This window comes from Sphingobacterium sp. InxBP1, assembly GCF_026191775.1.
In the GTDB taxonomy this organism is placed as follows: Bacteria; Bacteroidota; Bacteroidia; order Sphingobacteriales; family Sphingobacteriaceae; genus Sphingobacterium; species Sphingobacterium thalpophilum.
The window spans coordinates 1-26,958 of sequence record NZ_JAINDX010000037.1 but is presented as its reverse complement, the minus strand read 5'-3'; the positions used below and the strand labels follow the sequence as shown (position 1 = coordinate 26,958).

Annotated in this window: 17 protein-coding genes and 3 pseudogenes; 7 read left to right on the top strand and 13 right to left on the bottom strand. The window is 37.5% G+C overall.

What is annotated here, in order from left to right:
• Window positions 1–125: 125 nt before the first annotated feature.
• Complete coding sequence (locus tag K7A41_RS01715; RefSeq protein ID WP_265712323.1) at window positions 126–3,062, bottom strand: hypothetical protein; 2,937 nt, start codon at window positions 3,060–3,062, stop codon at window positions 126–128.
• Window positions 3,063–3,260: 198 nt separating this feature from the next.
• Between K7A41_RS01715 and K7A41_RS01710 the strand changes: the two are divergent.
• Window positions 3,261–3,663: pseudogene (locus tag K7A41_RS01710) on the top strand (IS66 family transposase); the annotation flags it as partial.
• A 31-nt stretch (window positions 3,664–3,694) separates the two neighbouring features.
• Here K7A41_RS01710 and K7A41_RS01705 read toward each other — a convergent pair.
• Window positions 3,695–5,137 (bottom strand): ATP-binding protein, encoded by a 1,443-nt coding sequence (locus K7A41_RS01705; protein ID WP_265712322.1) that lies wholly within the window; start codon window positions 5,135–5,137, stop codon window positions 3,695–3,697.
• Window positions 5,138–5,302: 165 nt separating this feature from the next.
• Here K7A41_RS01705 and K7A41_RS01700 point away from each other — a divergent pair, with 165 nt between their 5' ends.
• On the top strand, window positions 5,303–5,512 hold the full coding sequence (locus K7A41_RS01700; RefSeq protein ID WP_265712321.1) for an integrase core domain-containing protein: 210 nt from the start codon (window positions 5,303–5,305) through the stop codon (window positions 5,510–5,512).
• Window positions 5,513–5,906: 394 nt separating this feature from the next.
• On the opposite strand, the gene K7A41_RS23735 is transcribed toward K7A41_RS01700, so the two are convergent.
• Together K7A41_RS23735 and K7A41_RS23730 are read right to left on the bottom strand one after the other, a co-directional pair.
• Window positions 5,907–6,047, bottom strand: a complete 141-nt coding sequence (locus K7A41_RS23735; RefSeq protein WP_416221940.1) for a hypothetical protein — start codon at window positions 6,045–6,047, stop codon at window positions 5,907–5,909.
• A complete protein-coding gene (locus tag K7A41_RS23730; protein ID WP_416221941.1) occupies window positions 6,038–6,142 on the bottom strand; it encodes a helix-turn-helix domain-containing protein in 105 nt (34 codons plus the stop codon). The genes K7A41_RS23735 and K7A41_RS23730 overlap by 10 nt, the downstream gene beginning before the upstream one ends.
• A 175-nt stretch (window positions 6,143–6,317) precedes the next feature.
• On the opposite strand from K7A41_RS23730, the gene K7A41_RS01690 reads away from it, so the two are divergent.
• Window positions 6,318–6,692 (top strand): hypothetical protein, encoded by a 375-nt coding sequence (locus K7A41_RS01690; protein WP_265712319.1) that lies wholly within the window; start codon window positions 6,318–6,320, stop codon window positions 6,690–6,692.
• A gap of 67 nt (window positions 6,693–6,759) precedes the next feature.
• On the opposite strand, the gene K7A41_RS01685 is transcribed toward K7A41_RS01690, so the two are convergent.
• Window positions 6,760–7,164: a winged helix-turn-helix transcriptional regulator gene (locus K7A41_RS01685; RefSeq protein ID WP_265712318.1), complete on the bottom strand. Its 405-nt coding sequence runs from the start codon at window positions 7,162–7,164 to the stop codon at window positions 6,760–6,762.
• Between the two features lie 258 nt (window positions 7,165–7,422).
• On the opposite strand from K7A41_RS01685, the gene K7A41_RS01680 reads away from it, so the two are divergent.
• On the top strand, window positions 7,423–8,358 hold the full coding sequence (locus tag K7A41_RS01680) for an aromatic alcohol reductase (RefSeq protein WP_265712317.1): 936 nt from the start codon (window positions 7,423–7,425) through the stop codon (window positions 8,356–8,358).
• 444 nt (window positions 8,359–8,802) lie between these two features.
• On the opposite strand, the pseudogene K7A41_RS01675 reads toward K7A41_RS01680, so the two are convergent.
• Together K7A41_RS01675 and K7A41_RS01670 are read right to left on the bottom strand one after the other, a co-directional pair.
• Window positions 8,803–8,907: pseudogene (locus K7A41_RS01675) on the bottom strand (ATP-binding protein); the annotation flags it as partial.
• A gap of 181 nt (window positions 8,908–9,088) precedes the next feature.
• Window positions 9,089–10,972, bottom strand: a complete 1,884-nt coding sequence (locus tag K7A41_RS01670; protein ID WP_265712316.1) for an endonuclease MutS2 — start codon at window positions 10,970–10,972, stop codon at window positions 9,089–9,091.
• 1,173 nt (window positions 10,973–12,145) lie between these two features.
• Between K7A41_RS01670 and K7A41_RS01665 the strand changes: the two genes are divergently transcribed.
• Window positions 12,146–14,554, top strand: coding sequence for a hypothetical protein (locus K7A41_RS01665; RefSeq protein ID WP_265712315.1), 2,409 nt, complete (start codon window positions 12,146–12,148; stop codon window positions 14,552–14,554).
• A gap of 108 nt (window positions 14,555–14,662) precedes the next feature.
• Here K7A41_RS01665 and K7A41_RS01660 read toward each other — a convergent pair whose 3' ends face one another.
• On the bottom strand, window positions 14,663–15,118 hold the full coding sequence (locus tag K7A41_RS01660; protein WP_265712314.1) for a hypothetical protein: 456 nt from the start codon (window positions 15,116–15,118) through the stop codon (window positions 14,663–14,665).
• Between the two features lie 1,411 nt (window positions 15,119–16,529).
• On the opposite strand from K7A41_RS01660, the pseudogene K7A41_RS01655 reads away from it, so the two are divergent.
• A pseudogene (locus K7A41_RS01655) lies at window positions 16,530–17,671 on the top strand (IS3 family transposase).
• A gap of 450 nt (window positions 17,672–18,121) precedes the next feature.
• On the opposite strand, the gene K7A41_RS01650 reads toward K7A41_RS01655, so the two are convergent.
• The 5 genes from K7A41_RS01650 to K7A41_RS01630 all read right to left on the bottom strand — a co-directional run bounded on the left by K7A41_RS01650 (window position 18,122) and on the right by K7A41_RS01630 (window position 26,541).
• Complete coding sequence (locus K7A41_RS01650) at window positions 18,122–19,918, bottom strand: hypothetical protein (RefSeq protein ID WP_265712313.1); 1,797 nt, start codon at window positions 19,916–19,918, stop codon at window positions 18,122–18,124.
• A 99-nt stretch (window positions 19,919–20,017) separates the two neighbouring features.
• A complete protein-coding gene (locus K7A41_RS01645) occupies window positions 20,018–20,449 on the bottom strand; it encodes a hypothetical protein (RefSeq protein WP_265712312.1) in 432 nt (143 codons plus the stop codon).
• 215 nt (window positions 20,450–20,664) lie between these two features.
• On the bottom strand, window positions 20,665–22,824 hold the full coding sequence (locus K7A41_RS01640; RefSeq protein ID WP_265712311.1) for a DEAD/DEAH box helicase: 2,160 nt from the start codon (window positions 22,822–22,824) through the stop codon (window positions 20,665–20,667).
• Window position 22,825: 1 nt separating this feature from the next.
• Window positions 22,826–24,139, bottom strand: coding sequence for an ATP-binding protein (locus K7A41_RS01635; RefSeq protein ID WP_265712310.1), 1,314 nt, complete (start codon window positions 24,137–24,139; stop codon window positions 22,826–22,828).
• On the bottom strand, window positions 24,136–26,541 hold the full coding sequence (locus K7A41_RS01630) for a tellurite resistance TerB C-terminal domain-containing protein (RefSeq protein ID WP_265712309.1): 2,406 nt from the start codon (window positions 26,539–26,541) through the stop codon (window positions 24,136–24,138). The genes K7A41_RS01635 and K7A41_RS01630 overlap by 4 nt, the downstream gene beginning before the upstream one ends.
• Window positions 26,542–26,746: 205 nt before the next feature.
• Here K7A41_RS01630 and K7A41_RS23725 point away from each other — a divergent pair, with 205 nt between their 5' ends.
• Window positions 26,747–26,875 (top strand): integrase core domain-containing protein, encoded by a 129-nt coding sequence (locus K7A41_RS23725; RefSeq protein ID WP_416221939.1) that lies wholly within the window; start codon window positions 26,747–26,749, stop codon window positions 26,873–26,875.
• Window positions 26,876–26,958 lie beyond the last annotated feature (83 nt).

Genomic DNA, 26,958 nt, shown 5'->3' with positions numbered 1-26,958 from the left:
TAAAAATGCCGCCTGATATTAAATAAGGTGGCATTTTTATTTGATCAACTTTTTAATTTATTTTTTGATCCCGATTTTGATAAATACCCCATATCATCTCGAATTTAGCGAGTGTGTTCAGCATATCACTCGCCGGAATGTAGATTGACGAGCGGAATATCAATTTTCAATCCGATGCTAAATATCGCAGCGTCGAAAGCCTTATCATTAATCGTTTTCTTAAGTCCTTCGTCGTAGTATGCTTTTAACGGAAGCAGTTTTCCTCCAATAAATGCTACGAAAGGGGTGTTTTTAATATTATATAAAATATTAGCTCCGGGACTAAAGACTTCGCTAAAATGGACGTCCTTATTGTAGGCTGAGTCTGGCGTAATAAGATAGTGATTTACGAGATTTCCTAATTCCAGCAGTTGCACGTTGAAATTAAAATATTTGAAGAAGGAGCCTGCAGGTCGGATGGTGACACCTATTGGGGCAGTTATACCGCCTGTCCATTTACAATTTAATGACGAATTTCCAATTGGAACAATTCTTCCAGCAAATGCTCCGACATAAGCATTTAAATCCACAGATGAAGACATTTTCCTTTTTAATTTATAAGAGGTCGGAGGTAGTGCATGCGACTCGATTACATTTGCTAGTTCAGCCGATGAAGAGGAAGAGATAACGTCTCCAAAAAATCCTGACAGTTTAACCAGTTGATTAGCGTACGACATTTCTGATAACTTTGGTAAAACTGAAACAAGATTGTCCATTTTGGAAATTGAGCCAGAAAATAAACTTATTGCTGCAGCATGTTCACTTGGGTTATTCGTTTCTGATACGATTTTGTAAAGAGCTATACGGTTAATTAGATATATCAAATCTTTGTTATTCGAGCTATCACGGGGTAATACACCTGCTATCTCTTTTAATCCTGATAACACCTTCCTTCCTTGAATAGTTTTTTTACTTGTTGTGATGAAGGCTGATCGGTCGTTTTCATCAAGACGCTGTAGGTTTGTACCCAAATACTTAATATATTCCAAATCTTCGTTCTCTATTACCGTTTCCTTATTATTAAGCTTAATCGTAAATCGTGTTTTATTTGCTTCGTATTTTAATTCATACTTTTTGTCAGGATGTTTTTTTGATGCGAAATTTTTTAACTTATCTATAGCTACGAGATTTTGAGAAACACCGGCTTTGTAATATGAATCTACCAACGCCAAAGTATTCTGTGTAGCGGCAACGAAATTTTTCTCCTGAATGTTTTCTATAATATCAAACACGTTTTTGATGTTTTTCAAATATTGATCATTATTATCCTTATTGTTTAGGAGAGGGTAATTTTCAAAATTAGAAATCACTTGTGCAAGTATGTTCCATGTATTGGAAAATGAATGGTTTATCTGGTCCGACTTATTCTTTTCGATCAAAGCCTGCTGTTCCTGATTGATCTTGTCGAATTGACCTAAAGACAATAAAATTGGACTTAACCAAGCGATGATTTTGTCTTTCTTATCAATTATATCCTTTTTGGTGCCTGGTAAATTTTCAAATACTTCCCCGTATTTCAATCTGAGCAGTTCAATTAAGATGTCCCATTGCTTTTTATCCAACGTTTTTAGTTCTTCATATCCCAGGAGCCTATAAGTGTTTTTATCTTTAATGGTAAATAATTCATTTGTCACTATATATAGTAACGCAATGATGTTGTGGGAATATTGATTTATTCCCCCTGCAATATTTGTTGATATATTCGGATCAGGACTGTAAGAGGGATTAAGATATAATTGACGAATGATATCTCTATAATTGTATCTCGCTTTGATCAACCCGTCAATATTATATCCAAGTTCGACAGCTATTTCCAGGTTTGCTGCATTTTGTGGCGTCAAAAACTGTCTTGTCCAGCTGCTTTTTGAAACATTTCGTGGCATTTCTACAAAATCCTTCGAGATAGCGTATCGCCAAGAAGTACCAAAATTTGCTGTTCTGTAATCAGAGAGTCCATCTAATAACTCAATTGTAGTTGGAAAAACATCATATATCAGGGGATTATTTACTCTTTTGCGCAATTGGTCCATAAACCAAATAGCGGCTTCCTGTTTTGCTCTTTTTGCCAGGAACATAGCCATGGCATCTATCATTTGGGATTGTGAGGGAATACTTAACCCCGTATAATTCAATCCCTGTTGAGCATTCTGAGCTACTGTAGTTAGATTTATTTGAAATGATGCTTTCTGGGCCGGATGATATTCATTGAAATAGCTTTTAATATCCATTGAAAAGATCCCATTTTTTAACAAGCTATCTGCCAAATGCTTGGTTTCTTTGTCGATATCTTCAGATAATTTCTTCGCACATTTTATCAATATACCGCTTGTATCCAATTTAGCAATTTCTTTTTTTAAACTGTCATCCAGTGATTTTTTTTGTAGGCCTAACAATGTATTTAATTGATCGATTGAACTGATAGATGACCTAGGTGTGTCAAGCAGATCCTGAAATCTCTTTATAATTGAGTCTTGATTAACAGTAGTTTGTATAGGATTCTTTAAAACAGTGATTGCGTTATCAATGTCTCTTTTTCTGATGTTTAACACAGCAATACCTTCATTTAAAGCAGCAATTTCATCATTTTTTTTATTATAGTCTTCCAGCAATTCAGCTAATGTTTTTAAACTGGCGGGAGCTTTATTTCCTTTATTTTCATTTAACAATTTTGTTATGAATAAAGCCTTAGCATTTATTGCTTTCTTTTTAAAATTGGCAATTGTAGTATACGGAGAGTCTTTTCCAACGGCATCTAGCTTATCTTTTCCAACTAAATTCACTAGACTCCCATATATCATTTCAGTTTCACTTGAATTCAGAGTAGGGTTGTCGAGATATTTACTTAGGTAAAACAGGTTATAAGGAGCTGTGATGATGTTTTTAAACTCACTTGTATCTACATTTATGGGATTGTCTATGGCTGGTTTAGGAAGCGGTTTTTTAGACTGCTGCTGCCCTCTTGCGACAATATTGAAGCTACACAATAGCAACAATGATAAGGTAATTAGGTAAGGTCTTTTCATATTTAAGTATTTTAGTTGATGACTTGTCTGGCTTTCAGTTATTTGGCTTTTACTAAGATAGTAAATATTGTAAAAAAATATTATAAGAATAAAAATTCAGGTTCAACGGCTATCTGAATAACTGTCTCAAGCAGAAAGAACAACTAGGAAAATAGAAAGGTTGTTCAGTTAAACATGACTCTGGTAATACTGAGATTACTCACCGAGGTACTGGAGTGCGAACCGGCAAAGTTTTATATCAAACGTTATATCCGCTATAAATACACCCCTAAAAATGGAGATGGTGTACGTATTGGCGAACTTCCAGAGCGTGTCATCGACAGAGGGATACTGGGAGGCAGGCTTATTGGCAATGATACTGACCGGTAAATACCAAGATCATCTCCCGCTGTACCGCCAGAAGCAGATCTTCGCCAGAGAAAACATACAGATCGCTTCCTCGACCATCGAAGGCTGGACAAAAGAGGCACTGATCAAACTTGAACCACTTTATGAACAATTGGTCTTCGATACAAAAGCAAAAGGCTATTTACGGGCAGACGAGACCCCGATAAAGGTGCTCGACAGCGACAAAAAAGGTGCTGCCCACCAGGGTTGGTATTGTTCGAAAAATCCTTTCAAAAGCCATTGAATTATAAATAAGATTTCGTTTTCATTTTTAATGTATTCTCACCGATATTATAAGCATAGATCGAAGCAGGAATAAATGTGAAATTTATATCCCCAATTTGTTTCACCCCTAATTTATCTATAGATGTAACCATGGAAGATTTAAAGCTATTGCTATTACAGAACTGGATTAAGCTAGATAATTCCTGAGGTTTCTCAAAATAACGATTACTCCATTTAATTTCTACTCCCCAACGTGGTTTAAACTTTTGCTGGTCGACGAGGACTAAATCTACTTCACCGTCTTTCCATCGCGAATATGTTAAATCTAAGTTTTCCCGATGCATCCATTGAGACAAAATAGCCGTTTCTACCATATTTCCCATTTCATCATCTGTAGCCTTTACCGGAGAAAAAAGGGCTGTCCTTAAAGATGGATTAGTAAGATATACCTTGAAACTGGTCACTCTCTTTAATCTTTTCGCATTAATATCGACTTTATTTAAAACCTTGATCAAAAAGGCAGCCTCCAAATACTCCAGATACTTTTTTAACGTATCTTTTTGTATCCCACTGTCTCTTGACATCACTTCGTATGAGAATTCATTTCCAGTATTATAGGCTATATAAGTAAAAAAACGATTGAGCTCCTGAACGTCCTTAATTCCATATAAGCTGGGCAGATCTCTCAATAAGACCTTATCAACAATATCGCTTTTCACATAACGTCCCATATCACTTTGAATTTTTTCAGATAACACAACCTCTGGATAACCACCATAATTAAGATATTTTTGAAATTCTGTATTTAATTCATCAATACTTAATGGCAACCAATACGGAATAGGACTACGGTCATATTCTATTTGACCTTGCACAATCAGATGATTTTTATCTTTCAAATGAATAAACTCCTGAAAAGTAAGTGGTGGTAACATGAAATCCGTAAATCTTCCTGCACCACTTTCTGTACTATGCCATTTCAATGCTGCCGCAGCAGAACCTGAAACGATAAATTTAGTATCTGGATACGTGTCTACCAAAACCTTTAAATGTCTCTCCCAATCTTTTAAATATTGGATTTCGTCAAAAAAAATATAAGTACCGCTTAGATCTTTCAATTGAAGAGAATCCAAACATAAATCTAATATGTCCTGTAAACTCAATTGGACGTATATCGGATTATCTATCCCAACAAAGAATATGCGTTGAGGATTAACACCGTCATTAATCAACTGGTCTATGGTATGAAACATCATCACTGTTTTTCCAACCCTTCTTGGCCCCATTAAAACAACAGCACGCCTAATATCCGTTTCCTGGACAAAGGGATAAAATAAATCAAAATACAGCCGTTTGGACATTTCTTTATAAACCAAAGGAATCTCCTTAGTCACCCACCAAGGGTTCTCAAACTGAAGGCGCTCAATTATTTTATGGACAGGAATAACACTAGATTTGCTCATTGTATATCTTATTTGAACAAATATAATAAAAATAAGCAGTTTTAAATCAATCTATTTTAACAAATAGAAATTAAATAAATAAAGTTTGAATATTAATTACCTTATATCGGAGATATTCCTAGGAAACACTCTCCAGCTCTGTGCATGCGGCTTCAGCTTCCAATCATGAAAATCACTGAGATGGTTCTTGTATTTATCTACCCTGAAAATGTGCTGGACTGTTACCTGATTGACATCCTGGATGAAGTTAGGAAAGTGACCTGGCAATGGATGGATGACTATAACAATCACAGACCGCACGACAGCCTAGGTAATATGTCGCCAACGGAATATGCCCCCCTATCCGATTTTGAAAGCGACAAACAGGTGTGTTAGGCTTCGTCCCGATGAAAAAGATATCAATGTCGCAGAAAGACTATTAGAAGAAAACCTTAAAACGGTAAATACCCCATTGATTAATCAAGGTGATAAGGGGTGTCCGGTTATTCATAAGAATCTCAAAAAGTATATTCGGCAGTATGTTGGAGTCATAAATGAAAATGGCGATAAAGTTCTTTGGTTAAACTTTGTGTGAAAATCTGGCGCAGATAAAAAAAGGCTCTCCGAAGACATTGAAACTGTCTTGGATGGATGTAGCCATTATTGGAACATCAAAGTTGATATTGACAAAGAGGTGGTCTATGATCTTCGTGTTAACGGAGAAGCCTAAAATAATAATGTTGACTTAAAACAACTGCGTCCAATCCGACAAAGATTGGGCGCAGTTGTTTTATTTGAGTATCGCCTGCATCTTGTTCTTGGCAAGGAACGCATCGAACAGGGCGAACACTTGCTGCTTTTCGCCCTCGTCAAGTTGTTCGATATCCTGTATCCTTTCTACGGTCCGGCGGTCGAAGGCTGCTACTGGCATCGCCGGCAAGGTAGCGTCACGCCCAGCGCCGAAGTGATCTTCTTTGCCGCCTCGATGGAGGGTACGGCCTCACCCCGCTCGTACTTGCCGATCATCTCCCGGGGCGCGCCGTTCTGCTTTTGCAAGGTCGCCCTGCGACCAGCCAATAGGAGTATAAAAAAATAGCTGGGGTGGAAACATCGGTAGAGTTACCGAACGTTGTAGTTGCTGATATAGACATAAAAGGTCTTGTAAACAAAGCAGTGTCTTCTTTTTACAAAATTGGGCGGCTTGAGAAATTGTAATTTACGCCGTAGTGCCACCGATTTCGCCGGAGGTATCGATTGCGTTGGCGGAAACATACTGTCTGGAATGATAAAGTCTCTCAAATACGGAGGTGCAGTAACTTGTTGCGGCAATGTGGCATCCGGGGACTTGGCTACAAGCATTTATCCCTTTATTTTGAGAGGGGTCAGATTGATTGGCATAGATTCCGTGGAGCAGCCATTATCATTTAAAGAGGAAATATGGAGCTTTCTTGCCGATGATTTCAAACCGGATTTTTTATCAGAAATGGTACAGGTCATTTCAATTGACAATCTGCCAGAGGCACTGAAGATAATCCTTAAAGGAAGTGCTGAAAAGCGTTTTGTCGTAAAACATTAACTGATAAAATCCTCATAGGCTAATACATTAAAGTTTACTTTGTTTCAGAAATTTCGATTCGTTGAGCCTACTTCGTGTAGTTTTCTCTTGCCTGGTTTAGCTCATTGCTGTTACGGGCAATCCATAACCAAAGTGGAGTAACCTGCACCAATAAGCCACGACCTAAAGTTGTTAATTCGTATTCTACTCTTGGCGGAACTTCTGGATGGACGGTCCTTAAAATTAGACCGTCTCTCTCCAGTTCGCGCAGGCATTTGGTCAACATTCGTTGACTGATACCCTTAATGTGGTTCTCCAGGTTTGTAAAACGCATTTTACCATCTATTCCCAACGCGTGAATGACAAAGAGTGACCATTTGTTGCCGACATGATTTAGTATATCATGTTTGAGCTGATCCTGTTCTTTGTTCAGTACCTTGCAAATGTCGTCCCAGGCGTTTACGATTTCTTCGTCCGTCATCAGTCTTTCCATAAAGTATATTTAATGCTAATAAAGATAGATTTTTCTAATGAAAAAACTTTTGCCAAAAGGAACTTTAAAATAAAGATGCATTTAGAAAATAAAATTTGACCTTCATTTAAAATTAATGTGACTAAAACTCAAAAAACTAACATAGATGTAAGTAGCTCACAATGAGGTGTCTTATTGCTTTTGGGATTTGAAGGTGGTAATTTTGCTTATGAAAAAGAATTCATTAGGATAATGGATTCATATTTTAATTATTTTAATATGGAAAATACATCAGTTTTAATTTTGGGTGCAGGTGAGTTAGGTTTGCCTGTTATCCGAAATATATCAAAAAAGGCTAAAAACTATAATAACGTCACAGTAACCGTACTGCTGAGAGAAGCAACGATCAACTCTGAAGATCCGGATAAGAAAAAGAATGTTATAGAGATCCGGAAATTGGGTGCGGAATTGCTCGCAGGTGATCTGTCCGCTCCCTCTTCTGAGCTTATTGATATTTTCAGAAATTACGACGCTATTGTTTCATGTACAGGTTATGGTACAGGCGCTGGAGGTTTTCAGCTGAAGTTGGCCAATGCAGTTATTGAAGCCGGCGTCAAAAGATATTTTCCCTGGCAGTTCGGAGTGGACTTTGAAGTGATAGGGCGGGGAAGTGCGCAGGATCTTTTTGATGAGCAGCTTGATGTGAGAGAGCTTTTGAGATCACAAAGTGCCACAAAATGGGTCATTATTTCCACAGGTATGTTTACCAGTTATCTTTTTGAACCGTTCTTCGGCATTTTAGATCTGGAAAATAGATCGATTAATGCTATAGGTGGATGGGATACGGCAGTTACATTGACCACACCGGATGATATTGGCCGTCTTACCGCTGAGATCTTTTTTACAGAACCACAGATCGAAAATGAGATCGTCTATATTGCGGGTGATACAATCACCTACGGAGATCTGGCTGATATTGCAGAATCATTATCAGGCCGGAAGTATGAGCGTACGCTTTCTGATATGGAAGAGATTACAGATGATCTTAAAAACGATCCTACCAATTTTGTTAAAAAGTATCGTTCTATATTCGGAGCGGGAAAAGGTGTTTCCTGGCCGCTGGAGAATACCTTCAATGGCAAGAAAGGAATTCCGACAACCTCCGCTAAACAATGGGCAAAAGATAATATTGATTGGGAATCTTACAGTAGATAGTAATCAGAGTATAGATGATCAAATAATCATAATTAAAAAAAGATGACCGAAAAGGGATGAAACATCGGTAGAGTTACCGAACGTTGTAGTTGCTGATATAGACATAAAAGGTCTTGTAAACAAAGCAGTGTCTTCTTTTTACAAAATTGGGCGGCTTGAGAAATTGTAATTTACGCCGTAGTGTTACGTTCTTGGCCAATTACGCCGATTCACTGTTCTCTGAATTTATACAAATTCCAGAAAGGCTTCGATCAAGTCATTTTGGAACCAACTAGCAGCAACAACTGCAGACCCTCCTAGATTTCGGATATACTGAACCGTGCGATTCCGTGACAAATAGACGACTTAATTTTCGGGCGGAGCTAGCTTTGGTGCTGTGGGAGTAGAGTCATCAAAAATAATAATTAATAAGTATCTAATCTGTTTGTTTTCAAGGTGAACAGATCACTTTTTTCTCATTGATTCTCCATTCATTTCAATTCTATACGCGTCATGTTCTATACGGTCCAATATCACATCAGCGATGGTTTTATCACCTATCACATCATATCAGGCGCTAACTGGTAGCAGAGAAGTAATGACAAGGAAGGGATTCTAACTCATTTAGTTTTTAGCCCTAGTAAAGCTGTAATGAAAATGCCATTTCAGTGAAGTTGTTTCTGTAATTTTAACTATTGCTTTTGTGCCAAATAAAGAAACCGCATCGCAGATAGATACGGTTTCATCCATTTTAATCCTTACTCTCGAAAACCAAACGATTTAGTTTAATCTTGCTTTTGATAGTGCCAAAGAAAACGATAGCTTCACTGCCTTTTATCTCGGATATTGTTCCAACAGCGGATTGCCCCGATAGACGAACTTTATCGCCAACTTTCATGCTTCTTATCTCATTAACTGTGACAACAATTGCAGGATGCGTTGGTTCTATAGGAGCAGTTTCAGTTTTGACTATTTCTCCCCGCTTATGTTCCCAATACAGCTTGTCTTTCGCTATAGATTGTAAAAAGTTATCCATATTCATAAATTCTTCACCAATCTTGCACGAAGCATCAGAAATAATACTCTCGTCCAAACCTATTCTTCGGGCTACTTCTATAGCAAATGAACTTCCCGGATTTCCTATCGAAAGCTTGTACATTGGGCGGTTGTTTTCGGAATCGTACAGCATCGCTCCATTTATTACACCATCTGTCTTGTATGCAAAATGCTTCAAGTTCTGGAAATGTGTGGTAATCAATCCAAAGCTTTTTTTGTTGTTGAAACGTTCCAAAAGTGTTTCGGCTATTGCCCCTCCGATTTGGGGTTCGGTTCCGCCTCCAAACTCATCAATCAAAAGAAGAGTTCTGTCGTCGTTATGCTCAACAAAAAACTTCATATTGGTCAAATGCGAAGTATATGTACTCAAACTGTTTTCCATACTCTGACCGTCGCCTATATCCATGAATATACGGTCGAAAACACCCGCTTTTGAACCGTCTTGTACCGGAATTAATAATCCGCACTGTAGCATGTACTGTAGTAACGCCACCGTTTTCAGGCAAAGGGATTTTCCTCCGGCATTCACACCCGATACAATCAAAATTCTATCCTGTTTAGTCAGATAGATATTCAATGGATGTGCCTGTTTTTTGTGTTGTCGCAGTTCAATGTCCAATAAGGGATGTACAGCATTATTCCATTCCATATTTTGTCTGTTCTCAAATACGGGTTTTATAGCTTTGATACGTATAGCAAATGATGCTTTTGCCTGAATAAAATCAATCGTTCCGAGGAAGTCGTATGATTTTAAAATATCCGTTGCTTCCGGTCTAATCAGGTTCGTAAACTCAATCAATATTCGGGCAATCTCTTTTCGTTCATCATTTTGCAATTCCCGCAAGCGATTAGACGCCTCGACTACCGCCTCGGGTTCTATAAAGAATGTTTTTCCACTACCGGAGCTGTCACGAACTACCCCTTTGATTTTCCTTTTGTTAGTAGCCGTCACCGGGATAAGGTAATGCCCACCTCGCATATCGGCTTGGATATCTCTGCCTATGATGCCCTGCGCCTGTGCTGTACGGAGTGCAACGGCCATGGCTTTGGTTATATCTTTCTCTGCATCAATCTTGTTTTTTCTGATGGTGTTCAATAATTTGGAGGCATTGTCTTTTATTTGGCCGGACTTATCCAAAATCGAATTTGCTTTTTCAATGATGGATGGAAATGTTTTTATTTCATCAGCCAGTTTTTTCAGTTCGGGGTATTTTATCGTACCGGACTGATTTCGGCATTTGTCATTCAAAAACTCTACGATGCGGACAATCGTCTCCAGTGAATCGGATAATTGTGGGATTTCCTTTTCAGACAACCAAAAGGCGTTATCCATTTCGACTTGTTTAAGCGTATCGCGGATGTCAATATAGTTTTCCGTAGGGAAGCTTTCTTTGTTGTTTATGATTTGTGAAAACTCTTCGGTTTGCGTTAACCAACGTTCGATGGTTTCGAAGTCGGTTGAGAAATTCATGGCGTTTACCTTGTCAATTCCCAAAGGACTCATGCACTTTTCTTTAACGTATTCACGTACTGAATCGAAATCTATTTTATGTTCAAAATTTTTCGGATAAATATTCATCTCAAAAATGGTTGTAAATAGTCCATCCATCAGCTGACAGACCGACATCGGGTTATCAAAAATTAACTAATTGAATAAAACTGAGATTTTCCCATACCGAATCTGGAAGTTGTCTTTTGGCAATGGTTCAATCAAACTCTATTTGCCTAGACAGTATCCCGGCTTCTCAGGGGATAGAGAAGCAAAATTGCGATATGGTATTTATGCGGAAAGAAAAAACATATGCTATGTATCCTTAATTGGGTACAAAGATAATAAAATTTCTATTAAAGTGCAGTTATGTGTATTCAGACTCCAGAATAGACATGAGCAGTAATGACCTATATCCTTCACCCGTCTTCATCTCGTCACGTAGAACGCCGTCTAAACGGAATCCTTCTGACTTGTATAGGTTTGAGGCTCAATGACAATTAATATTTTCAATTGCAAATTTCTAATATTAATTGGCTCAGGTTTATTATTCTATGATATTTAATATCAGGCTTTATATTTTATAAAATCGAACTCGTCAACTTTAATACAATCGATAAATTAGCAATGAGTTGATTGGACAGTATTGATATTTGACAGGATAGGAAAATAGTCAACAATCCAACTAGCCGCTGACTCAAAAAGATCGTTTAGCAGTTTTTTCATTTTTTCTTACTTTTAGTTTTATAAATGTTTATTTAAGATAGGAAAAGAGATCCCTCGCTCAAAGCTGTTGTTTTTCAGTTATTGGGAGATGCTAGCAGTTTTTACTATCCTTATCAAAATACTGACCAATTCGCAAACATATTTTGCATTAGCTATATAAGTCAGATTTATAAGTATCAAACTGCTAGCATTTATTTTTTGTAACTTTTTTATTGTCTTTAATGAGACACAAGGGGAGCATGTCATTTTTTCCACAGTTGCGATTTGATCAACTTTTTCTACGAATTGACCAATAAGAATTTTAAAATATTTTCTTACCTTTAAGTGTGTGGACCTCTGCCGATTAAAGTTATGGTCCCGATCAGTAGGTAAGCCAACTGACAAGCTTCCCCGGCCGATTAGGGGAGGCTTCTTTATTTGTAGCTTACGGAGTCGATTTTTCGGTATCTTCCATATACCGCCTACATAGCTCTTCTTTTTGTAAAATATCCATCCAATCCGCAATAGCTTTGCCTATATCATTTAGATCAAAGAAATATGGCAAATCAATTTTTAATTAAGGAGACGATGGATGCGATGCGCAATCTATCTGCAAGTGAAATCAGCGAGCTACACGCAGGCACCTATGAAGGCGTAGAATTACTAGGGTATTATGAGAAAGGAGACACTCCGGCTCCGATTATGTACTATCTCGGATCAACTACTGCTGATCCTGGAGCAGATGATGGCGGTAGTGTTGTTCAGGCAGGCAATATTAAACTTCAACATAGGTTTGTTGGAGATATTAATGCTCTTTACTTTGGATGCAAAGCAGATTTTAAGGATGCAATAACCAGCTATTTTGACAATACATCTTGTATTATGAATATCATTCGCTACGCTAACAGTGTCACTTCAATTGCCCGTAGTGTTTCGTATAAGTTTCAGATTATTTTTCCGAATACATCCAATCCCTACCTTGGATATGCTGTTAATGGTAGGCTAAGATTTGGAAGCGGATATGATATAACCTTAGACGCACCGTTAATATATGCTGGAAGCGATCATTCAGGAGGAACATTTTTAGACATCGGCGATTATAGCGACAGCGAAAGGCTTACAACAACAAATAGAAACTATAAGCTTAATGTTAGAAACAAGACGATAATTTGGAATGAGCAGGAGTTTATTGGTATTCGAATGAACAATATGATAAGGAGTACAATTAATATTGTCGAATGTCAAGGATTTGACGTCGGGGTTCAGTTTAAAGGACATAATGCCGGATTTGCTTACTCAAAGATCAATTTGGGAAATCTGTCTGACAACAGAATTCATGCTGATTATACCTCGTATTCTCCTTTAGGTGATTCAAGCGGTTATATTACCTCGACGGTAACAACTATATATGGGCGAGTTGGCAATTCGAGCTTCACCGCCACGAAAGCATTTAACCGGATTGGTATAAGAATAGGTTTTCAAGGATCTCAGGGATATGCTCCAGAATCACTGACATTCGATTGCGGTATTATAGAAGGATTAATACACATAGACACTGAAGACCAATATAGAGGAATCCCTGTACAAATCAAAAATGGCAGCCTAAATGTCTTCGATAACTTTAGACACGAGAGTAACTTTAAATCGTCGCAACAGCCGACATTTCTACAAGTAATAAATGGCCAAAGTAACCTAGCCATTTTGACTATCGTCGTGCCTGCGGGTACAATTGGTGAATCGAACCTGCAAGATTCAACTTTTTTGGAAGACTTAAGTAATTCAAAACAAGGTAATAGTGTTGTATCCCGACGGAGTTTGGCTCAAAAAGAAAGCGTATATCGTAATAATATTGTTTTTGATTCAGGGTTATTCGCTCAAAATATTGTTCCATATGATTCCACAGGTAGATTTCAGATTAAAAACTTTGGTAGGGTCAATAGTGCAGGGGCTACCTTTAGAGACTTACCGCCCAATAGTCTGCCTCAGTACTATGGAATAGACAGCGATGGATATCTTAAGATACCAAGTGGAGGAGGTCTGTTTTTAGAAGTTGACACAGAAAAATGTAAGCGCTTCGCAATATATCCCGACGAAAAAGATCTAAACGCAACACCAAGTAAACTTTTTTATTACGCCTATGATGACAATGGCAATACATTACCCGCTGCAGAGAATATATTTGGTGTACTGACTACTACAGATGTGAATACATATGGTGTAAATGGAGCCACAGATTACTCTGAAGGAGGAGTTTTGAAAGTTAAGAGCTCAGTTAGAGCTATCTCAGTTGCAAATAGCGTTAAAAAACTCAGAGTAATAATCTCTGGACTTAATAATACAAGAGTTAAATCGCTCAAAATAATTTCATTGGAAGGGGCGGGGAGCACCGGCAATATAAGTGTCTTTGCTGATGGTAAGCTTTATGCGGTCGAGCCTCCTAATTCCGGTAACTATAAAAAAGGCGATATTGTCTATCATGACAATTCATCTTCAATTTTAGGTTGGGTGGCCTTAGTCAAAGGCTCCGACAGTTCGATATGGAAAGAAATACCGTACGGAAAAGTAGTAAGCGCTGAGGGAGTTTATTTAGGTTCTGCTGATGGATCGCGATTGTTGGGCACGCCGATAGCAGGCACAATCTCAAGTACAACTATACAGATCTCAGGACATACTGGTTATCCGATAGCCTCGGGTGGTGCGGTGTTTACGTTTGGAGGAGCAACTTTCTCAAGAAGTATGTCGATCTTTACTCCCAATCTTTCATCCAACACCACGCATTATGTCCAGTATTACACTCCTACAGGTGAAGGATTAGGATGGCATCCTGTAAATAAGCAGGCATTATCATCGTCAAATTCGGCAGTAACCCCAGGCCCAGCTTACAATCAGTCCGAAGTAGAAAGTATATTGGAGGAGCTTCGTGATTTAAAGACAAAGTTGAGAGATGCAAATATATTAGCCATCTAATTTCATTTATAATAAATGTTGCAGCCTAATAAACTATTAAACCTGCTTCTTAGCAAATGCAGGTTTAACAATTTTTTTACAAGATTGGACGCCTTGTGAAATTGTGATTTATGCCGTAGTGGTACTTTTTAATATTTTATATTGCAAGAAGCCAAACATTGAAATTGAGCCAAAGTATAACATCGCTATTGAAACTGCAGAAATCAGATTTTGGTGTTCAGTGTAATGCAGTAGCCCGGTGAAAAATGAAGCAATGAAACTCGACGGGATTAATACAACCAGCCCAATGATCATGATACAGCCTGTAATGTTATCACTGCTGAACGAGCCTGTAACTTGAATCCGTTTCTTTAAAAATTTATTAAGCTCATATGAAAGCGAATTAATAACCTTTGAAAATAGAGCGAAAACGGGTTGCAAAAGATTCTTATTCTTTATAAAACGAATAAACCCGATTATATGCTTACTGAGGGAAAAAGCGGTATTGATATTTGACAGGATAGGAAAATAGTCAACAATCCAACTAGCCGCTGACTCAAAAAGATCGTTTAGCAATTTTTTCACTTTTTCTTACTTTTAGTTTTATAAATGTTTATTCAAGATACGAAAATAAATCCCTCTCTCAAAGCTGTTGTTTTTCAGTTATTTTTCAGAGATCGAAAGACGCTAGCAGTTTGTACAATCGTTGTAACAATACTGATCAATTTGCTAGCAGATTTGCATTACTTGTATATAAGTCAGACTTATAAGTGTCAAACTGCTAGCATTTATTTTTTGTAACTTTTTTATTGTTTTTGATGAGATAGGGGGGCATGTAATTTTTTCTACAGATGCGATTTGGTCAACTTTTTTTACGAATTGACCAATACATAATTTAAAAAATATTTCTTACCTTTATGTGTATGGATCTCTGCCGATTAAAGTTATGGGTCCCGATCAGTAGGTAAGCCAACTGACAAGCTTCCCCGGCCGATTAGGGGAGGCTTTTTTATTTGTAACTTACGGAGCCGACTTTTCGGCATTCAACACTTTCAACAGTTGGAAAGTTTGTTTATAATATTATAGATAATCCCTATATGGTTCAAAATAATGTAATCACAGCATTGAATATAAAAATAGGCTGATCCATATCTCCGCCATTATCCAATCTTCGGGACGGAATGTTCTATATACAAGCCAATCACAATCGGTTGATATTTTGTAAGTCTGGAGTTATGGTATCCTACTGCACACCAGACACGACTGTTTTGAGGACGGAGCTGCAAATCAGTGTCAGACTTCCGCAGATACTGCCACAACTCCTTCTGTGACCTATTCACAGGCGGAAGCACAGGCCTTGCATACAGAATTTCGGGATCTTAAAACAAAACTTAGAGCAGCAGGTATTTTAGCACCGTAATTATTTCGATAAATAAAAATGGATGCGATATATTTTATACCGCATTTTATTGTTCAATGTATTTTCACTATCCATACACTTTACTCTTATTAAGGATACTTGAAAATATTTGGGTCAAAAATACTATCATAGTTTATGATATTACTTTATTGTTGCAATTCCAGATGCGCCGCCCTGCGAGGAGAAGGAAATGTTCGTTCAGTACGTCTAAGGTAATGAGAAATAAGAATTTTGATAAATCCGTTTTCGAAATTAGCTTAGGTGCTTCATAATAAAAGCTCTGTATAGAGCTTTTATTATGAAGCTGACCGCCAAAAAAGGCGGTCAAAATTACATAAAGAGAAAATTCTAAAAATTTAAAATGGCATAGAAACAGTAGCCATTTTCAATTTTTAACTAATTAGGAGATAGCGGCTTATATATAGCATATAATTTTGGAGTGCTATATGAATATATTTTTGTAAGTTCTGCATTGAAGGAATATGATTTTTCATATTGAAATATACCACCAACACTAAATGTAATCTCCCCTAAAAATAGCTACGATTATTAATGTAGTTTTATAAATTAGGAAAAATGAAAAAAAGCAAATTCAGTGAATCACAGATCATCAAGATCTTATCATTTCAGGAATCAGGGCAATCGGTGTCAGACATCTGCCGTGAGCATGGAATCAGTCAGGGAACATTCTATTCGTGGAAAAGTAAATACTCCGGTATGGAGGCATCTCAGCTCAAAAAGATGAAGGATATGGAGCGAGAGCTGGCCCAATATAAAAAGATAGTTGCCGAACAAGCTCTACAGATTACAGTTTTAAAAGATGTCATCGAAAAAAAGCTCTAGGGCCTGCCGAGAAGCGCGAGCTTGTTGGTTACTCCCGTGAGGAGTTTGGAACCAGTCTTCGTCAGGCCTGTATGTTGTTTAATATCAGTACATCGGTTTATGATTATCAAGCCAAGCGCAGCGATGACAGTGAAGTAATAGAGCAGTTATCCATCCTTGCGGATCTCCATCGTACCTGGGGATTCTGGATGATGTATCATCGTTTAAGAAAGCTACAGTTTATGTGGAACCACAAGCGGGTATATCGTATTTACACCTCGATGCGGCTGAATCTACGCAACAAGCGCAAGAAACGTTTGCCGGCACGAGTAAAAGCTCCGTTATTGTGTCCCATTGGACCAAATATTACTTGGAGTCTTGATTTTATGCACGATACGTTATCTACGGGGAAGAGCATCCGGACATTGAACATTATAGATGATTTTAATCGGGAAGCATTATCTATTACAGTTGACACCAGCCTTCCGGCAGCCAGGGTGGTCAAAGAATTAGAAAAGCTGGTAGAATGGCGAGGAAAGCCTGAATGCATACGGTCAGATAACGGCCCTGAGTTTTTAGCAGAGGTTTTACAGCAATGGTGTTCGCAAAGCGGCATTGAATGGTGTTATATCCAACCAGGTAAACCTACCCAAAATAGTCTTATCGAAAGGTTCAATAGAACGTTCAGCAGGATGTGTTGGACAGTTATATGTTTGAAAACCTTACTGCGATCAGAAAATACGCTAATGCCTGGGCGTGGATGTATAATAATGTTAGACCACATTCTTTGCTAGGGCAACTTACACCTGTAGAATTTTTAATGAAATATGGGAAACAGAAGAATTGCCCAACTTTCCAACGAGATAATAACAATAAATTCGATTGGAATTATTTAGTTTTGGATATAGCTAGTTAGGGTGAGATTATATTTCCTTTACGTTTTTGACCAAAACTGTAAAGCTGTAAATGTATAAGACCGATTTAACAATGGTAAGGAAGTAGGCCAACTTATGTCGGTGTACAATTATTAGGGTATTACGAGAAAGGGATACCCCGGCGCCGATTATTTATTATTTCGTTTCGCCGACGTTGATCCTGAGGACGGTGGCAGCATTATCGAAATTATAGACTGTAAACACAACATGATTTTGTATAGGACGCATATGTATCATATTTCGGTGTTTTTGACGAGTGTTTGCTAGATACCGCTGTTATTTTCTGAAAATACAAAGTGTATCACCAACGCAGTGACTAACCTTCCATCAAATACGACTGTATTTTAATAAAGCTAAGATCAACAAACGTCCAGATTGAGGGGAAGCGATAAACTTCTGAAAAAACGAGATTTAAGGTTTACATATCACTCTAAATTCGACCCCAATTTCATTGGCACTTGAGAGAACAGCATTCACAAACCAAAGTATTTGCAATGTAACGCCTTTGTTTTCAAATTTTTCTCCGTTCTTTAGGCGATGCAATGATAGGCTCAATTCAGTTTTTGAAAGAAAATTTATTACGACATATACGCTTCGTTTAAGGTTACCGCTCTCCGAAGCTTTTCGAATGCTTTCTTTGATGCTTTGTATTGGAATATAAGGCTTTTCACACCTTCTTATTCTTTTTATTTTTGTAGTTACTTTATTCAATGTGTAGGTATCGGACCAACGAGACTCGCGATATTCCACATCTTCATCACTTAACTCCAAATATCCTAAATTTTTTTGTGCCTGACCGAAAACTTCCTGTAGATAAGAAGCCGAAAGAGCATTATCGTTATACTTACAGTGGTAGAATGATATTTCGTTGTGGTGTATAGCTATAAAATCTCCCCATTCAACCCCAAGATCATCACAAATAACATTTTGTTTTGCCGTTAACATTTTATCGACTATTCCAAATAATGAATCATTTTCAAATTCGCTAGAATTTTCTGTATAACTCTTACCTTTTTCAGATGTCACATTTATTAAGAGTGGTTCTGGAATAAATGTATCCAAAAAAATTTCTAAATCATTTAGAAGCCGATGATCTTTAAAAATTTTATGATGTGTATAGGCGTATTCCGGTTCTTCAAATGTTATTAGGTAATGACTCTGATAATTTAAATATTTTGCTAGATTCATAGAACCGTCTTGAATTTTTACAAATAGATTTTTAAAAAAATCGCCATTGACAGTTAACGATTTTTGATTTACTCGAACATTAATGCCGTTTCCGGTATATAAGTCATTCCTATCTTTATTTAGCGTAATAAGGCCGCCTAACGATTGTATAATTTCAGTTATTTTAACTTCTGATCGTTTCCCCTCCTCATCCTCTTGATATAAACTTTGGATTAAACCACTATCGATTTCGTCTATAATCGAATTAAACCTAAATAATAAGAATTTAGGATTTAATGTTTGAATTTCTCTCTCAAAATCTATGGGTACAGCAAAACAGGCTAAAAAGCGATGCATTTTACTGTTTGCTATAGCGGCAGTTATAAGATTACACATTTTTATGGACCAAAAAAGTACGGGCTCCAAATCTTGTCTAAGTTTGAGCGCATTAACTCTGGATGTATTTAAAGAAATGGTAGCTTTATCACCTTCGTTATCGAGCCGCATAGCCGAAATTACCTGCTTACTCGCACCGAATCTAGTCATTACACCTTTTAAATCTATGGCTTCAGCAGTTTTTGTTTGTATTGCATTATCTGCGGTATTGAGTGTATTAGAAACTATCTTCTCAAATTTGCTCTTATCATCAATATAGAAATTAGCTAAAATGCTATAGTCAATAGGCTCTGCTATTGACTTCAAGCTTTTTATTCCAGAGATATTTTTCCTAAATATTACCACATACTCGTTATATTCTAAAATTAAGAAAAGTGCAGTTTTAGTTTCCCAAAGCTCTTGAGGTTCCTTTAAGAAAGAGGGCTTTTGGTCAAAATCAAAAATATCTAGCGAATATTTTGCCACCTCTCGTCCTCCTTCAAATAGAGATTGTTTTATTAGCGGATCATAAGATCTTCGTGCATCCTTTTCGTCTCTGGCTTCTTGAAAGATTTTTAGTATAAACTTTTTTGTGATTTTACCTTTAGAGGTAAAGAAATAAGCATTCTCATTAAGCACAATATTTGTGATATCTATTTTTTTCATGATTCACTTTAATTAATCAATTTGAAAAATTACATGCAAAATAGGACCAGTTTGTTGTAAATGTTTACGGTTTTCCTTTTTTCAAGGATAAAAATGACCCTATCTAAAATACTTCATCTCTATAAGTCGTCTATGCTCTGGAAATCGGCCCTCGCGTTTCCATCTTGCTAGACCAATATTGTCAAAGACTATATTGTTATCTTTATTATATACCCAGTCGAAATTTAGTTGATCTAAAATTGGTAAGTTTCGGTTGTGTATAATGGATATTTGGTCTTTTCTGTTGTTTTTGGAAAATTCAGCGCCATTACTTATTATTTCGTCTATTTGGTTGATAATCAGATTATAGTCGTCGTAGAACTTTCTGATACCGTTATGTGTATCGAGATTAGGGATCTCGAAGTTTGCTAGATCCTTAATATTCTTGATAATTTCGATGCCTGGAATCTCAGACTTATAAAAATTGCAACCTTTTACCACTTTATTCAAAGCAGCTATGCTATATGTCGTTCCATTGAAATCATTAATCATATAATCTAAAAGCAGCGCCTCGATGCCAGATTTTATGTTTAACGCTAAATGTTTACTGTTTGTGCAGATTGCGAAACTTTTACTGTAGTTGGCATTAAAATATTTATCAAGCTTTAGACTTTTGAGGTCTTTACATTTTAAGGCTATTGTCAAGCTATGCGTATCAATCTCTATGAGAACTATATGTGAAATAATCATAATAGTCAAACTTAAATTTATACGTCTAAACCAAAGCTAGTGAGATCATCCTCATATGTTATATAAACCCATCGAACAGAATTTATAAACTTCACCGCTCCTTCGAAATCATACCTCCGATTTTTCAAGAGCTCGACCTGCTTATCCTTAGGGAGTAGTATAGCCCATTTTGCAAAACTTAATATAGCGGGATTGGTATCTATCCGAAATGCTAAATGATGATTTAAATCCTGCAATACGGCAAGCAGCTTTGGGGCTGACCATTCAAATCCTTGCTCTTTATCTATTTCGATCGATGCTGAAGCGTCTTGGTGCCGGAATTCTATCCCAGCTGCAGATAAAATGAATTTTAATGTATCAAATATCTTCGAACCCTGAAAGGTGTAAAATTTATATGATTTTTCGCCGATTAAGAGAGGGCGATCATCCTCCAAACTTTCGACAGGAACGTTTTTAAACACCTCGCGCATATCTGCCAGTATCGCAGTACAAGTTTCATCAAGCTCAGGATGTATAGATGGGGTCATCAATAGTTCCAACATCTTCTGCCGCACTAAAGGATGTGTATTGCCTGGCTCGCCGCCAAAGATTGGAGACTTCCCATCGTTAGTCGGTTTCACGAATATTTTTCTACTTCTAAAGTCAATATCGACAACTTTCCAAATCTTGGCAGCCAGCAAAATATTGTCTTCGATCATGATCGGAGAAGAGGAGGGAAGATCACCAATAGATTTGCCATCGTGTAGGACCTTGAAATGTATTTCAGTAGCGAACACCGAATAGAAGTCCCTCGAATTGACAATGCGTTCACCCTCGAGCCCAATAATGACCTCTTGCCCCAATTTCTCGAGCATATCGGTTTCGATCAGATGGCTTAAAATATCATCAAACTCTTCGGAGGTGATATCCTTAAATGTAAAGTTTAGTTCGAGCTCGGTTTTCAAAACTGAAATGGGTAAGCCGCTATATTGTTTTACCACCGCCAATAATTGATGTGCAAATAAATCAAAGGGTTTTAAAGCCACAAATGGTGGTTCGATGAATTCCTGTTTATAGAGTTCCCAGCAAGCCAATGATTGTAGCAGGCTCCATTTTCCAGTTGCATATAACAACAACGAACTAGCTTGACCATTCTTGCGTCCACTTCTACCTACACGTTGTATAAGGGATGCTATGGAATGCGTAGCGTCTATCTGGACTACTTTTTCTACGCTACCGATATCAATACCAAGTTCCAGCGTTGAGGTACAGGAAATCACGAATGGATGATAGGTATTTGTTTTAGCAAAATGTTCAATCCATTCTCTAAGCTCGCGATCGACTGATGAATGGTGTGAGTAGTAAGCCGTGTGTCCTTTTACCTTTTCGGCGATCCTTTTAAGCTTGACAGCAACTTCTTCGGCGCGCCCACGACTATTTGGAAATACCAAAACCTTATTGCTGTAGGTCTCTTTGTATAAATCTTTTAGCAGCTCCAAAGAAAGTTGATTTGGTCCGCTCTCAAAATAACGGAAGGAAGTTACTATGTCCTTCGCAGTCCGGTCACGTAGAACAACGGTCGCTTCGGGCCGGCCGGTCATGCATTTGGCTTCTTCGAAATCGCCTAAAGTTGCTGATAGACCTACAATAGAAGGTTTCACACCTGCCGCTTTTTGGATGCGGTGTAATATAGACTTCAATTGGATTCCTCTATCAGTGCCGATAAACGAATGAATCTCATCAATGTTAATGTATTTTAGATCGTTGAATAAGATTCTAGCATTTTGAGGCTTATTGATCAGCATCGCCTCCAGCGACTCAGGTGTAATCAGTATGACACCATTCGGGTCTTTAATGAGGTGCTCCTTCGCAGCTCTATTCGCCTCACCATGCCATTTGGTTACTTTGACGCCTAGATAACTGCAGAGATCCTCTATACGCACAAACTGATCATTAATCAAAGCAATTAATGGAGAGATGTACAAGACCTGAACACTCTTGCTCCGCGGACTTATCTTGGATAAGATAGGGAGGAAGGCAGCCTCCGTTTTACCAGATGCCGTTCTGCTAGCCAGTATCACATTGCTATCGCTTTTCATGATTTTTTCGATAGCAGCGACTTGTATCGGTCGAAGACTTTCCCAACGTTTATCTTTTACATAGCGCCTGATCGGTTCAGAGAGCAGTTCAAATGCCATACTATAGTTCTTCTATACTGTCTAATAATATATCGACCGGGCGTTCGTCTTTGATCTGAATATCGCTAAATAGCGTTGCTTTATCTAATTCAGGATTTTGACGTAAGATGCTCAAAATATTTAGGAAATCGCGTATTACTTCCCTTGGTGTTAGAAAATCACTTGCACCAGGTTTGTTGTACATTTCCTCCATAAAGTTCTGAATCTCGCTGTCAGTAATATCAATTTCCACTTTGTAATGAAATTCAAAGACCTCTTTAAGCTTTTTGAGCAAAACAAATATCTCGTTATGATCGATCGGCATCAATCGGATCACGGGCTGTGCAAAATCACGAATTTGTCGTGTCTCAAACTTGTTTGTTTCCAACCTTGATTTTAAAGCTTGATAACTAAATAAACCACGACGTTCATTCTCTAAAAACTCACGTGTACCTGCTATATTGATAAACAGGTTACTTACTTTCCCTTGGAAACAATCATTATAAATCGTCAAGATTTTTTCATAGTTCTTTTCGCGCATCGTCGATGTAGAGATCTTATAGAGATTGATGGCTTCATCAAGATTGAGCATAAAACCACTATAACCCATACTGACAAATAGCGCCGTGAAATTTTTCAGCATGTCGTAGAAGTTCAAATCGTTAATCACCTCGCGAACTCCAAGATCCTGTCGTGCCTCATTCTTCGTTTTATATTGGCCTTTTAACCATCTTAAGGCATTTCGTTGCAGTAGCTCGTCATCATTGATATACCCTTCGTAATACTTCATGATTACACTCGCAAAATCAAATCCGCCGACATCTGTCAGTTCATTGATTGACTGCATGATTTTGTTTTTTACGAGGTTCAAATATTGTTCTTCCCGTATTTCGACAAGGGAGAGATTGTTTTCAGCTGCAGTACTAGCAACAACCTGTTCAATCCATTTTTCAAGTAGCGTTGCTAATGCCCCGCCTTCTGGTTTTGTCTGTATTGCAATATTATCCATGATAGCAGTATACAGCACGAGCGCTTTGCCGTCATTTGAATATAAGCGGTTATCCGGTGTGAAGTCTGCTGTTGACACCACAAATTTTTGTTTTAACGCAACGGTGTTTAGGAGATGCAGCATGAAGGATTTTCCTGATCCAAAATCACCTATCCAGAATTTAACCATGCTATGGCCATTTTTTACATCGTCCAGTGCTTTGATAAATGCATCGACTTCATCCGAGCGTCCTACGGTAATATGTTGCACCCCGATTCTTGGCACTACACCACTAAGTAATGAATTAATAATAGCGGTGGCTTCTTTAGGTTTTACTGTTAGTTTCATGCTTTAATAATCATTTTATAATAATCCTCATTCATGTCTAAATATTCATCATCACGCTCCTCGATTAGGTTGTCGTCCAATAATTCATAGCAGCGTTCGTTGATATCATTAATTGTTGGTCCAGATCGTAATCCCTTAGCAGCACAATAATTGGAGATTTGTTCTTGTGTTAGAGTGAATTCAGAACGGGTAAATTCAACTATGATTTCACGATGATGCAAAGCTAGATCGATTTCGTCTATAAAAAGATTAGCCGGATCAGGCTCAACTTCAAAAGTCTCTTTTTCTATTGTTGGCTTTTCTGTAGGAGTGCTATATACGATCGTTGGTTTCTCTACAAGCTCTTCTTCGTCTTGCAGGTAGTTGTTTAAGAGCTCAACGGTATTTTTATCCTGCTGCTGTACCATTTTTATAGCTTCGATATTCAATTCTATTTTTTTGCGGACCGGAGTATATATCAAATCTACTTTATCAATGGCAGCAGTGAGATCACGATCCTCTTTTAGTTGTCCTATGATATCGTTAAACACTTGTTCGTGTTGGTCATTTTTGAACAACGCCTTATAGATTGTCTTTGTGAGTTGCTTACCATCAATTTTATCAGATAGCAGATCAGCATTCACATAATGCAGATAAAGCCGGATTGCCTCGTGTTTGTCGATAGGATAGACCACCTTGCAAGCTTCATAATAAATATTTTCAGCAGACGGATTCTGTTGATTATCTTCAAAAAGCTTATGAACTTGCCGTACAAAGTCTGCTATATTTTCATTGTTCAATCCATTTTTTATTGCATTAAATTTGAGCATCCAACGTTTGACATTCAGCCTGTTCAATTCAATTTCTGTCGTCTTGTCTGGATCTTTGATGGAAGGACGTAAGCTTTCCAATATGAGGTTCACGTCGTTTCCAATGCGTCTTTCAAAAATATCACTTAGGCCCTTAAAGTATTGGATAAAGTCTGCGGATATTTTCCGTTTATGTTCCCATTGTTCTCGCACCAGGTTTTCTGCGCGTTTAAATATCGTGTAGTAGACCTGTTTCGTGAAGTAATCATTTACATGATTTGGGCCATAATAATCTTGAAACAGCCATTCGCCATCTCTAGTTTCTTTATTGATTTTTCGTGCAGTATCGGAGAGATTCTCAATCTCTATTTTTAAATCACTTCCCCTTTTGGTTAACGTCGCTTTTAAATTTTTGACACAACTGAGAAAGAGCGTAATCGTTTCTATGCAGCATCCTTCCACTTCAATAAACACATTATTTACACCAGTTAATTTATTGACTAGGGCAACTTGAGCTTTTGAGAGCCGCATTTTCTCTTTATAACGATTACCGAGTAAGTAATCTTCATAGCTATAGCCGCTTTCAAATCTTTCTAGATTACTATCCTGTATAGGATTATTATTTGGAGTTTCCTCCTTTGTGGCAAATAGATTGGAGGCATCTAAATGAACTAGTATATTGTCGATATCCAAAGGATCCTGAGATGGATAGCTAGTATTCTTTTCCCAATCATACTCCCGATTCGGTATGATTTCCTCTTGCTGATCAGTAATATCTATGATAGCGTTATTTGCTTCTTTTCTTTCAGAGATGCTGTTAATGACTAGTGCATCTAAAATCGATTCGATTTCACGATGATCTTGTTGATTAGCTTCAATTTCCTGCACTTGAATCGGAATATTTAGATCATTACCTTCTCGGTCAACAGCTCCGTCATTTGCATTTAAATTTTCGTTAGATAAACGCTCGTAAGAGGGAGTAGCATTGTTTTCAATGACATTTTTGGTACTTGTACTCTCCCCATCTTGAATTATAATTTTTGATTCAGATGGTTGAGTGGCTACTGGCTTATATTTAGAAAATAAATCTTCGGGCGGCAATGAACGATAGATAGGTGTAGTATTATCAAGGATGATATCTTCTTTATTTGTAATTATTATAGGAGGCGATTTCGCCTTATCCTGCTGAGAATCTTTTAGCTGCTTTTGAAAATTATCTATCACCATCCGATATGCCTTGCAGATATTTTCACTATTATATTGGCGATTTCGTAGTAATCGCAAGGTGAGATTATAAAGGAGGAGTGCTCCATCTTTATCGCTAAATGCTGTTTTTAGATCATACTGTTCATTGATAGACAATTTACGTAATGCTATAGCAGCTATTTCAAAAAAGTCGAGCGGCTGCAATTCATATTTGCCATGATTTATAATTAAATATTTACGCCAACCTTCACCGTAGTAGAGATTTGCGCTTTTCATTTCTCCAGCTGTTGGTTGCTCTTGAGCCTGTCGTGGGGCATAATACTGCTGCTTTTGTCTCTTTTTATTTTTTTTACTTGAAGCAGCTACAGCGATAAGAATAAAAATCAAAATTATAAAAAAGGTTCCCATTAACTTTTCATAATGAATGTCTGTAATTATGTTGGGCGCTTGCGTTTAAAATGAGTCCAACAAGGTTAATAATCCCCATTTCTAATTTAGCAAGATTTCTCTATAAAAACAATTTCCATGCTTTGGTAACTAACGAAGAGTTGTAACAAAAGTATAGGTTTAATCTGTTGAATTTTACGGTTTACCATAAAACTTGCCTAAATGAGTGTATAATGTAATCTCCAGACCGGGAAAACCAACAGATAATCCGTATATTGAGTCATTCAATGGAAGTTTTGTAAGTACCCCATTTTTCCGACAGCTGATATTGGACTTTTCTAATTTACGTTACTAATTGATTTATTTGTTGTTGGTGTCTAATATTTTTTGATAATTCCGTTGGTGTGAGATTCCCAAGACCTTCATGGGGTCTGTTGT